The sequence below is a fragment of the Planctomycetota bacterium genome (assembly GCA_038746835.1).
GTDB lineage: Bacteria > Planctomycetota > Phycisphaerae > Tepidisphaerales > Tepidisphaeraceae > JBCDKH01.
On sequence record JBCDKH010000124.1, the window covers coordinates 1 to 11,430 of the forward strand.

The 11,430-nt window shown below is 65.2% G+C and carries 11 protein-coding genes; 5 read left to right on the forward strand and 6 right to left on the reverse strand.

The window, feature by feature from the left end; genetic code table 11:
* Positions 1-221: 221 nt before the first annotated feature.
* From lexA to argJ, 3 genes are all read left to right on the forward strand, one after another.
* On the forward strand, positions 222-830 hold the full coding sequence (gene lexA, locus AAGI46_11875; GenBank protein MEM1012904.1) for a transcriptional repressor LexA: 609 nt from the start codon (positions 222-224) through the stop codon (positions 828-830).
* Between the two features lie 168 nt (positions 831-998).
* On the forward strand, positions 999-1,262 hold the full coding sequence (locus AAGI46_11880) for a hypothetical protein (GenBank protein MEM1012905.1): 264 nt from the start codon (positions 999-1,001) through the stop codon (positions 1,260-1,262).
* A 171-nt stretch (positions 1,263-1,433) separates the two neighbouring features.
* Entirely contained in the window at positions 1,434-2,666 is a 1,233-nt protein-coding gene (argJ, locus tag AAGI46_11885) for a bifunctional glutamate N-acetyltransferase/amino-acid acetyltransferase ArgJ (protein MEM1012906.1), read from the forward strand.
* A 157-nt stretch (positions 2,667-2,823) separates the two neighbouring features.
* Here the strand turns inward: argJ and dnaX are convergent, their stop codons facing one another.
* The gene (gene dnaX / locus AAGI46_11890) at positions 2,824-4,446 is read right to left on the reverse strand and encodes a DNA polymerase III subunit gamma/tau (protein MEM1012907.1); all 1,623 of its coding nucleotides are present in this window, start codon (positions 4,444-4,446) and stop codon (positions 2,824-2,826) included.
* 30 nt (positions 4,447-4,476) lie between these two features.
* Entirely contained in the window at positions 4,477-5,331 is an 855-nt protein-coding gene (locus AAGI46_11895; GenBank protein ID MEM1012908.1) for an AraC family transcriptional regulator, read from the reverse strand.
* 92 nt (positions 5,332-5,423) lie between these two features.
* Here AAGI46_11895 and AAGI46_11900 point away from each other — a divergent pair, with 92 nt between their 5' ends.
* Positions 5,424-6,260 (forward strand): phytanoyl-CoA dioxygenase family protein, encoded by an 837-nt coding sequence (locus tag AAGI46_11900; GenBank protein MEM1012909.1) that lies wholly within the window; start codon positions 5,424-5,426, stop codon positions 6,258-6,260.
* Between the two features lie 5 nt (positions 6,261-6,265).
* Here AAGI46_11900 and AAGI46_11905 read toward each other — a convergent pair whose 3' ends face one another.
* Positions 6,266-7,165, reverse strand: a complete 900-nt coding sequence (locus AAGI46_11905) for a hypothetical protein (protein MEM1012910.1) — start codon at positions 7,163-7,165, stop codon at positions 6,266-6,268.
* Positions 7,166-7,377: 212 nt separating this feature from the next.
* Between AAGI46_11905 and AAGI46_11910 the strand changes: the two genes are divergently transcribed.
* Positions 7,378-8,811: a dicarboxylate/amino acid:cation symporter gene (locus tag AAGI46_11910; protein MEM1012911.1), complete on the forward strand. Its 1,434-nt coding sequence runs from the start codon at positions 7,378-7,380 to the stop codon at positions 8,809-8,811.
* Between the two features lie 181 nt (positions 8,812-8,992).
* Here AAGI46_11910 and AAGI46_11915 read toward each other — a convergent pair whose 3' ends face one another.
* From AAGI46_11915 to AAGI46_11925, 3 genes are all read right to left on the reverse strand, one after another.
* Positions 8,993-9,511, reverse strand: coding sequence for a peptide chain release factor-like protein (locus AAGI46_11915; protein ID MEM1012912.1), 519 nt, complete (start codon positions 9,509-9,511; stop codon positions 8,993-8,995).
* Positions 9,508-10,719: an ATP-binding protein gene (locus AAGI46_11920; GenBank protein ID MEM1012913.1), complete on the reverse strand. Its 1,212-nt coding sequence runs from the start codon at positions 10,717-10,719 to the stop codon at positions 9,508-9,510. The genes AAGI46_11915 and AAGI46_11920 overlap by 4 nt, the downstream gene beginning before the upstream one ends.
* Positions 10,720-11,214: 495 nt before the next feature.
* Positions 11,215-11,430: hypothetical protein (locus tag AAGI46_11925; GenBank protein MEM1012914.1), on the reverse strand; the 216-nt coding region annotated here is incomplete at its 5' end.

Genomic DNA, 11,430 nt, shown 5'->3' on the forward strand with positions numbered 1-11,430 from the left:
CGGTAGTCGCGGATGGCGACCATGACGTCGAGTTGGCGTGGCGTGATGTTCATTGTGTGCGCTCCGTGCGTTTGGACCGTGTTTAGGCGGACACTACCCGAACACCTTGGCCGACGTCAAGCGGACGCCGCGTTCATTTACACGCGGCATCCGCTTGACGTCGGTCAAGGTGTTCGGGTAGTGTCCGCCTAAACACGGTCCGAACGCATGGAGCGCACACAATGAACATCACGCCACGCCAGCTCGACGTCATGGTCGCCATCCGCGACTACCGCTATCTCAACGGCGTCGCCCCGACCATGCAGGAGCTGGCCGACCAGCTCGGCACGAGCAAGGTCACCATCTTCGAGCACGTCGGCGCTCTCGAGAAGAAGGGCCTGCTCACCCGCGATAAACACAAGGCCCGCTCGCTGACCATCTCCGCCGACGCGCCGCTGCCCGACGAAGAGCGGGCCAGCAAGCTGCCGCTGGTAGGCTCCATCGCCGCGGGTTCGCCGATCGAGGCCGTGGAAAACCGCGAGGAACTCGATCTCGAGCAGCTCTACAGCCGGCCGAACGGCGTCTTCGTCCTCAAGGTGCGCGGCGAGAGCATGATCGAAGACCATCTCTGCGACGGCGACTATGTCGTCGTCGAACGCCGCGACAGCTGCCGCAACGGCGAACAGGTCGTCGCCCTTCTCGACACTGGTGAGGCGACCCTCAAGCGGTTTTACAAAGAAGGCAAAGACGTCCGACTCCAGCCGGCGAACCACACGATGGAGCCGAAGATCGTTCCGGCCGATGCAGTGCGCGTTCAGGGCGTGGTGATCGGGCTGCTGCGTAGCTATTAGCGGGCGATGCTAAGGAGAAAGCACCTTATGCAGGCGTGTCTCAAAGTTGGACGAAAGCGATCATGGGACCGCCACTTCGATCGTTTTCGTGCGGCAGCGGCTGCGGTAGCTCTCTATCGCAGCCGCTCTAGCGCGTTGGAGGCCACACTGATCGTTTCATGTGTGGTCATGCTGATTGCATCCGGGACGGTGCTCCTCAAGTTTCTTTTGGGACTTGACGAGTCAGTTTCGACCCTGGCCACTCTCACAATGATTTTCGCGTCGTGGGTTTGCATAGCTGCGACCATCGTCAGCGAAAGGCGCGTGAGGAGGATCATGGAGAAGATCGGCGACCGTCGCGCCTGCACTCTCTGCGGCTATGACCTGACCGATCGCCCCAACGCCGACTGCCCGGAGTGCGGCCGAAAGGCGATCGAGAGCGGTCTTTCCTGATGATTTCGAGACAACCTCCGGCGTCATCCTGAGCGAGCGGAGCGAGTCGAAGGACCACGCCTGCTCACCCTCATCAGAACCAAACGAGGTCCCTCGGCAACCCTCGGGATGACGGAGGGGCATTGCGAGCAACTGCACCATCGTCGCCATCCGCCCAACCTAGCTTTCCGCATGCCCGACGAACTGCACCTCCTGTCCCCCGCCGGGTTCGCTGCGGCGGGCAATGCGGCTGGACTAAAGCCGAGTGGCAAGCACGATCTCGGGCTGCTCGTCTGCACGGGTCAGCAGCCCGCCAGAGCGGTGGCCGCGTTCAGTCGGAATCGCATCGTCTCGCCGACGATCACCGTCGGCCGGGAGCACCTTGCGGATGGGAAGCTCCGGGCGGTCGTCGTCAACAGCGGCAACGCCAACGCCTGCACCGGTGCCGACGGCGAGGCGGACGCCCGGCAGACGTGCGACCTCGTCGCGGAACTCGTCGGCTGCGACGCGACCGACGTCCTGCCAAGCTCGACCGGCATCATCGGCCATCGGCTCGACATGCCGACACTGCTCTACGGCGTCCGGACAGCGCACGACCAGCTCGGCACGTCTGCCGACCACGCTGCCGACTTCGGCCGGGCGATCCTGACGACCGACCTCGTCACGAAGTCGGCCGCGACGACGTTCGAGTCCGCCACGATCGCCGGCTGCTGCAAGGGCAGCGGCATGATCGGGCCGATGCTCGGCGTCGACGGTGCGGGTGGGGAAAAACAGGCGACGATGCTCGCGTACGTGACGACGGACGTGGCAATCGAGCTCGACCTCCTCCGCCGCTGCGTCGATCAGGCGGCTCAGCGGACGTTCAACCGCACTACCGTCGACGGCCACGCCAGCACCAACGACACGCTCCTCGTCATGGCCAGCGGCCAAAGCGACGTTCGCATTACATATGACACTGTCGACGCCTTCGCCGAATCGCTCACCGGCCTCTGCGATCAACTCGCATATCAGATCGCCAAAGACGGCGAGGGCGCGACAAAGGTCGTGACCATTCGTGTCACCGGAGCCGCAGCCGAAGCGGACGCGGCGGCGATGGCGATGGGCATCGCGGAGAGTCCACTCGTGAAAACCGCTCTGCACGGCAACGACCCGAACTGGGGCCGGATCGTCTCGATCGCCGGGAAGGTCGCTGCCCGCGATGGCTTGACCCTTGATCCGGACAAGTGCACGCTCTCGATCTGCGGCTTCGACGTTTACTCCGGTGGCATCCCACTCGACTTCGATGCGGCTGCGGCGTCGAAAGCGCTCGCGGCGAAGGAAGTCGAGCTGGTCTTCGATGCTGGCGTGGGCCAAGCCTCCGCCCACGTCTACACGTGCGACTTGTCCCGCGAGTACATCACCATCAACGCGGACTACACGACCTGAGCGAGAGACGCGTTACTCGCCACCTCCATCATCCTGAGCGAGCGCAGCGAGTCGAAGGACCTCGCTTAGTTGTCTTCGCCGATGCAATGCGCGGTCCCTCGGCTGCGCTCGGGATGACGAATGCAACAAACCCGATTTTGCCTTGCTGCCCGTCGTGCTACTCCACCTTCACCACGCGCGCTCCCAACTCACGCATCGCCGCCTGGACGATCGGATCGGCTTCGTAGTCGAGCGTGTTGGAGGCCGTCGTCGGGTTCTCGGTCGGGGCGTCCGGATCGACGTCGATCTCAATCGTCGGCGGTGCGTCGAGGTTCAGCTGCTCGGCAATCGCGGCGGCCAAGGCGGAGGTCGTCGACTCGCGGCGAAGCATCGATACCTGGCGCGGGCCACCGGCGGCGAGGAGTGTGACGGCCGACGCATCGAGACCGACCAGCCGCGTGCCGTCGAGCAGACCCGCGACGTTGGGCTGGTCTCGCTCCAGTCGCTGCCGCACCGACGCCCAGACGGCCTCAGGGTTGATAGCGGCTTTCGTCTGAACCGGTGTTTCTGCACGCTCCGACGACGCCTCTGGCTCGGAACCTGTTAAGTCAGCCGTTTTTTTTTCCGCAGGCGACGCCGGCGCAGCGCCGAGGAGTTGCTCGACCGACGTGAACTGCCGGCCGAGGCAAAGGCGGACGAGTGTCGCGTCGAGCAGTGCCCGCCCGGTTGCCCCGGCCGTGCGGATCTGCCGGCGAAGCTCCTCCAGAATCGCCACCGCCTGAGCGAGCCCCGCGACGTCGAACGCCTCCGCCTGCCGATCGAGCACTGACGCGTCGAGCCCGGGCAGATCGCCTGCCGGTGCCTCCTTGCCGAGTGTCTTCCGGATGAGCAGCGCGTGTGCGTGCTCGACAAGCGCGTGCAGAAACGCGTCGGTGCCAAGGCCGTCGGTCAGCATTGCCGCCGTCTCGGACAAAGCGGGCTCGACATTTCCGTCAGCGATCGCGTCCATGATCGTCGCAACACGATCTCTCGCCGGCAGGCCGAGGAGTCGCGTGACCGTGTCGACCGTGAGCGTCTCGTCGCCATCGAGGCCGGACAGCAGTCGATCGAGCAGCGAGAGGCTGTCGCGCATGCTGCCCTGCCCGTTGCGCGCAACCAGCCGCAACGCCTCGTCATCGGCCGTCTTGCCCTCCTTGGCGACGACGTGCTCCAAGTGCCCGACGACGTCGGTCGCAGGCAGGTCCTTGAAGTCGAAACGCTGCACACGACTCAGGATCGTCGGCAGGATCTTCTCCGGCTCCGTCGTCGCCAGCACGAACTTCACGTGGCCTGGCGGTTCTTCGAGGATCTTCAAGAGCGCGTTGAACGCGGCCTTGGAGAGCATGTGCGCCTCGTCGATGATGTAGACCTTGAACCGGCTCCGCATGGGGCGGAAGCGGGCGTTTTCGATCAGCTCGCGGACGTTGTCGACGCCGGTGTTGCTGGCCGCGTCGATCTCGATGACGTCGACGTCGTCGCCGCGGAAGATCGCCTCGGCCGTCTCGCTGGTCGGGTCGGCCTCGGTCGTCGGCCCGTCGGTTTCCGGGGCGTTCAGCGCGAGGGCGAAGATTCGGGCCATCGACGTCTTGCCGACGCCGCGCGTGCCGCAGAAGAGGTACGCGTGGTGAATACGGCCGATCTCGATCGCCTTGGCCAGCGTCTGGGCGACCTGCTCCTGCCCAACGACCTCGCCGAAGGTCCGGCTGCGGTACTTGCGGGCCAGGACCGCGTAGGGCTGAGGAGCAACGTCACCGTCCGCCATGGGCCGAGACTGTAGCGGCCCGAGGAGTCGTCACGCCGACGACGGTTCTCCTCGATACTGCCGCGGCGTCCGACCCGTGTACCGCTTGAACAGCCGATTGAAGTGGCTCAGATTGTCGAAGCCCGACGCGCTCGCAACGGCAGTCACGGCCTTGTCGGTCTCCCGGAGCAGTCGCATCGCCGATCGGACGCGCATCTGCTGCTGCCACGCGACGAACGTGGTGCCCGTCGCGCGCTTGAACGCTCGGCAAAACGCCTCGTGCGACAGGCCGCAGGTCGCCGCCGCACTCTGGCCGTCGAAGGCGTCTGGTCCCGCGGCCTCAAGCCGAGCGACGATCCGCCGGATGCGCGGATCCGGCGACGGCGGACGAGCAGACGTTGCGAATCGATCGCTGGCCCGCGGCGTTCCTGAAGCAAGCCTTTCCTGCAGTGTCGCGAGCAGCCGAGCCATCGGGGCAAGCCGAGTAAGCGTCGTCTCGGCCGCAACGATCTCGTCAAGAGCGGCGTCGATCACGGCACTCGTCCGCTCGAACAGGACGCCGCGACGTGCCGACTTCACCAACCCGTCGAGGCCGCCACCCGCAAGCTGGCTCAGCTGATCGATCGCGTCGTGGGTCAACTGAACGACGATCGCCTCTCGCTCGGCCGACTCGCCCGCCGGTGACGCCCACGCATGCGGCAACCATTGCCCGAGGATGACCGTCTGGCCGGGCGCGAACGTGCCCGTGTCATCGCCGACCAGCCGCGTCCCGGTCCCGGCCCGAATCTGAACGATCTCGACCTGTGCGTGGTGGTGCCAGTCGAACCGCCAGTGCCTGTCGGTCCGCACAAACGCGGCGATCGGCCGCTTCGCGTCGACGATGCTGGTTTCGAGCGTCGGTAGCACGGCGAGTCAAAATCGTACCATCCAGATCAAGACCGTCGTGGCACAAGCAGCTTGCACGTGACATTTTCCTCGACCGCACGAGGAGACAACCCATGACCACGACCATCACCGCCCACGACTTGTCCGCTCTTGACGCCCCGTACGACCTGACCGATGACCAGATCCGCCAGTTCCGCGAGGACGGCTTCATCAAGCTCAAAAACGTCTTCGACCGCGAAACGCTCGCTCACTTCGGCGAAGTGATCACGCGGCTGACCATGGAGATCGGTGCCAAGCAGGCCGACGTTCCGCTGGAGGAGCGCGGCACCTACGGCAAGGCGTTCATCCAGGTCGGCAACCTCTGGCAGCACGATGCCGAGGCCAAGGCGTTCAGCTGCAGTCGTCGGCTGGCCAAGCTCGCCAGCGACCTGATGGGCGTCGACGGCGTTCGGATGTACCACGACCAGGCGCTTTACAAGGAGGCCGGCGGCGGATTCACGCCGTGGCACGTCGACCAGCAATACTGGCCGATCGACAGCCCGAACACGATCACCGCCTGGATTCCGCTGCAGGCCACGCCGATCGAGATGGGCCCCCTCGAGTTCGGCCGGGGCAGCCACGTCAAGAACATCGGCCGCGAGCTGGCGATCAGCGACGAGAGCGAGCAGAAGATCCGCGACGCCGTCAAGGCCAACGGCGTCGTCAGCAGCTTCGAGCCCTACGAAGCGGGCGAGATCAGCTTCCACTACGGCTGGACCCTCCACCGCGCCGGCCCGAACACCTCCGACGCGCCGCGCAAGGTGCACACGGTGATCTACGTCGACAAGGACGCCACGGTGGCCAAGCCGAAGAACCAGAACCAGGAGAACGACCGCAACCACTGGCTCAGCAGCGCCGACGTCGGCACGATCCCGACAGGGCCGCTGAATCCGGTGCTGTTTGCGCGGTAAGCGGGCTAGGCACGACGCCGCCAACCCAGCACCCAGACCATCAGCATCGGCAAAGCGGCAGAACCAAGAACGAGGACGAGCTGCATCGCCTGGATCGCGTGTCTCCCTAGCTCGCCCCAATCTCGAAACGAGCTAACGAGCAGGATGGTCACGACGTTTGAGACCACCGTCACGCCTAGAGCCGTGATGGCGGCGACTTGGGTTCGAGCGAGCCACTTGATTGGACCGTTCCACCAGACAATAAACAAAATGCAAAGGGAAAACGTGACACACGACATCGCAATAGCGACTCCGAGCGCCCAATGGTGCGCGAGTCCTACGCCGAACCTAATCCATGAGACGGTGATGACTGGCAAGTGAAGCCAGCTCAGGAAAGCGACCGCCATCGCTGCAAACAATGGAAGTGTGGTCAATCTGCCATGAACAGATGCGGTCTGATGTAGAATTCTACCGCTCGAGACGGCGACCAAGTACGCGATCGGGATGACCATCCACTCCAAACCAGATGACGCACCCCAAAGTGCCGTCCCCATCTGATCGAAGTAGCCAAGAGAGTTGTCACCTAGTAACCAGCAGAAGGTCGTCCAACCAATTGTCCGAACAGCCAAGACGACGACACACAAGCCATAGATCCCGACGAGACCCCACGTTGGGACGCGATCTCTCGGCAAGATCACAGTGACTGCGAGTAGCGGTGCGAGCGGCAGCGCAGCGACAGTCGCGATTTCAAACGCGGCTATTGCCAAGACCTCGGCTGACACGTGCTGGGCGATCGCAGTAGTCCAAAGTCCCAAGTCGAAGTACTCGTACCCGCTCCACAAAACCCCTAAAGCCCACAGCACCACCGCGATCCGCAGGCCGAGCATCGCGTGGGCGAGACGTTGCTCGTCCTGCGGGCTGACCACGTCTGTGGCATACGGCAGCGTTGCGCCTCGAATCGGCCCGTCGGACCCTGCAGACTTGGACCCCGGCGACGACATGGCGTCAGAGTAACGGCTCGCCGACGAAACGCCTGACGCCGTCTTTCGTGCCGTTGCATCTCGTTGCCGATATGGTCGCTGCGATGAGTGCGACGAACCAGCCGCCGGCGTCCTGGTCTCAGCCGTGGCGATGGCCCATGCATTGGCAGATCCTCGTCGGCCTCGTGATCGGCGCGATCGCAGGGCTGCTCGTCGGGGTCTTCGCACTGCAGGCTGCTCGCGACCTCGGCGACGCGCGCGAGGCGGCCATGCTGCTCGAGTCGGGCGGCGATGTCAGCCTCGGCACGAGCCTCGGCACCTTCTGGGCGTACACCGTCTTCGACCTCGTCGGCGACCTCTTCCTCAACGGCCTGAAGCTCATCATCGTCCCGCTTGTGACGAGCAGCATCCTGCTCGCCGTCGCGAACCTCGGCGGTGGGGACGACTTCGGCAGACTCGGCACCAAGACGCTCGGCTACTACCTCTTCACCAGCCTCATCGCCATCCTCATCGGGCTGGTCCTGGTCAACACCTTCACGCCCGGCACGGCCGACGATCGCGGCATCCTCGTCGGCGAGGCCGATGTCTCAAAGACCTTCGCCAGCGAGGCAGAAGCCGTTTCGGGCAAGACCGAAGGCAAGACCGGCAGCGACTTTCTGAACGTCTTTCGTCAGATGGTCCCGCCGAACCTGATCGCGGCCGCGGCCGACGGCCAACTGCTCGGGCTCATCGTCGTCTCGATGATCGTCGGCTACATGACGACGCGCCTGCCCGGGCCGCTGGGCGACGTCTTCATGAAGTTCGTCCAGGCTGTCTACGAGCTGTCGCTGATGGTGACGCACCTGGTGCTCCGGTTCGCCCCGATCGGCGTCTTCGGCCTCATCGCCGCGACGATGGCGATTCAGTTCGCCAAGCTCTATCCGAACGACGACTTCATGTACTTCATCGCCGGCATCGGCAAATTCGCCGGCGTCGCAGCGGGGGCGCTCCTGCTTCACTTCCTCGTGACGATGCCGCTCATCCTGAGCTTCGTCGCCCGCGTCAACCCGCTCCGCCACTACGCCGCGATGTCCCCGGCGTTGCTGACCGCGTTCAGCACTTCCAGCAGTTCGTCGACGCTGCCGCTGACGATGGAGTGCGTCGAGGACCGCGCTGGCGTCAGCAATCGCGTCGCCAGCTTCACCCTGCCGCTGGGCGCGACCGTCAACATGGACGGCACGGCGCTCTACGAGTGCGTCGCGGCCATCTTCATCTGTCAGGCGTTCGGCGTGGACCTGTCGATCGCGCAGCAGTTCCTGATCGTCGTCGTCGCCCTGCTGACCAGCGTCGGCGTGGCGGGCGTGCCGTCGGCGAGCCTCGTCGCGATCGCCGTCATCCTCGGCAGCGTGCAGTCGCAGATCACCGGCCTGCCGCAGTACGAAGGCGTGAACCTGCTGGCCGGCATGGCCCTGCTCTTCGTCTTCGACCGCCCGCTCGACATGATGCGAACGGCCGTCAACATCTTCAGCGACTCCGTCGCCGCCGTCACGATCGCCCGAAGCGAAGGCGAGACTGACGTCCTCGCAACCCCCATGTCGACCGCCACCTCGTAGGGTGGGTCCCGGCCCACCATCTGGACCTCGATCCACATCAGCCAGTCCGTCATCCCGAGCGAGCGGAGCGAGTCGAGGGACCTCGCCCGATCACGGCTGAAAGAGACGAGGTCCCTCGGCTCCGCTGACGCTCCACTCGGGATGACGGAGAGTTCGATACGCGAGCGGCGCCCATGTCGACTTACGGCGGCGTCAGCAACGGCAGCGACCACTTGCGTCGCACATCGTCCGCCGCACGCCAGGCGATCGCGTCGCCGCGCAACAGCCGGAGCAGCGACCGCAGCGACACGCCGATGTTCGTCGCCGCCACCGACGGATCGCCACCCGTCGCATCCAACATGTCCAGCACCGACGCCACGGCCGCGGGGAACAACGGGTTCTTCGCGTTCATCTGAACACGCCCGTTCCGGACGTACTCGCTCCAAAACCACGGCCGCTCCAGCTCGCCAAGGTCGACGGCCACCCGCTCGCTCACCGCGATCTTCAGCCGAAGCTGTCGGACCGCATGACCGAGGTTGACCTTCGGCGACCGATCGTCGCCCGCCTGCGCCGTGATGCCCGTCGGCTGATGCAACAGTCGAACTTCCGCCGCCGTCTTGTTCCGCTTCTGCCCGCCCGGCCCGCCGGCCGCTCGCTTCTCGACGCGACAAGCCGCGAGCAGCTTCGCATCGTCCGCCGCCAGCCACTCGTCACGCGTCACGACGTCTTCACCTCGGCCGGGACGTCCGGCACCCGAAGCGTGAACGTGCTGCCAACGCCCGGCGTGCTCTTGACGCTGATGCTCCCGCCGATCGCACCGGCTGCGTGCTTCACGATGCTCAGGCCCAGCCCCGTCCCACGTGCACCCGACCGCGCGTTCGTCCCGGTCCGCGCCGCATCGACCTGGTAGAACCGCTCGAAGATGCGGTCGAGCTGCTCGGGCTCGATGCCGACGCCCGTGTCGGACACCACGAAGTCGACCTCGCGAATCGGCCGACCCGTCAGCCGCTTGTGCAACGCCCCGGCCGCGGCGGCGACGTCGACCGACGCGATCTCCAACGACACCCGACCGCCGGGCGACGTGTACTTGACCGCGTTTTCCACCAGGTTCTTCAACGCCAGCTGCAACAGCCGACGGTCCGACCTGAGCGCGTCAACCTCGAGCACGACGGGCAACGCCAGCTTGATGTCGCGCTCGGCCGCCATCGGCCCGACGAGCTGCCGAATCTCGCGGACGACGTCGGACACCGCGATGTCTTCGATCTCCGCCTGCTGTTCCGAGTCTTCCGAACGCGACAGGTCCAGCAGGTCGCGCAGCAACTCTTCCATGCGCAGCAGGTGCCCGCCCTGAATGTCCAGGCACCGCGCGACGTCGGGCGTGGCCAGGTCCGACGGATTCTCCACGAGGTCAAGCAGCGTCTCGTGCGCCACCTTGATCGCCGCGACGGGCGTCCGCAGTTCGTGCCCCGCGTTGGCGACGAAGTCGCTCTTCATCCGCAGCGCCTGATCGAGCGTCGAGATGTCGCGCAGAACCACCAGTACGCCGCCCGCCCGGCTGCGCGTCGCCACCGCCTGAAACGCCAGCGGCTTCGAACTCGTGCCGAGCCGCACGTCCTTCCGCAGCGGTAACCTCGGCCGACCGTCACGTCCGACCTCGTCCAGCTCGATCCCGGCCGTCCTGTCGAACAGCTTCAGCACGGCCGGCTCGCTGACGACCGTCTCGACCGTCTCGCCCAGCGCCTTGGCCTTGGGCAACCCCAGCAAGTCCGCCGCCGGCTGGTTCACCAGGATCAACCGCCGCCGCGTATCCGCGAGCAGGATCGGGTCCGGAAGCGCATCGACGAGCGCGTCGAGGTCTGACTTCTGCCGCTGCAACTGCCGAACCGTCTTCCCGACCGCCAGGTCACGCTTCACAACGGTCTCCGCCACCTCCCGCACCCTCTGACTCGGCCCACGCCCCCCCAGAAAATCAAACCCCGCCGGCCGTCGCTCCGACGCCAACGACACCCCCGCATCCTCCCCCGCCGCCCTCAAACTCCCCAGCAACCGATCCAACGTCCGCCTGCTCGGCCACTCCCGCCACCGCGCAAACCCATACCCCACGACCAGCCCGACGATGAGCCACACGAACCACACGGGTGGAGGTTAGGGACTCGTGGCTAGCGACTGCGGTCGAGCCCGGAAGCGACTAGCTGTTAGGGCCTAGGGCCTAGGCCGTAGAGAGATACCACCCACTCTGCTCTGGGTAGGAGGCCCAAGCGGCTAGCGACTGCGCCGCGGCTGGCCCATGCCCCAGCCATCGACCACCCACCCGCCCCACGCCATCGCCGCCCCGGTTTCTCGGCGGTTCCAATACAAACGCCGTTTGCAGGCCGGAATCAGCCCAGGGGATCCCTGGAGACTTTTCAGGGATTCCCTGGGAAGTTAGAAACACATGTTTTGAACGTCCCCGGGTATGTTTAGAAGTTCCCCAGCCATGTTTCCGATTTCCTGGGATGTGTTTGGAACTTCCCCAGCCGTGTTTCCAACTTCCCAGGGTATGTTTGTAAGGTCTAAACATAGGTTTCCAACTTCCCCAGCCATGTTCGGATCCTTCCCGGGTATGTTTCCAACTTCCCCAGGTGTCCTGAAGACTTCCCC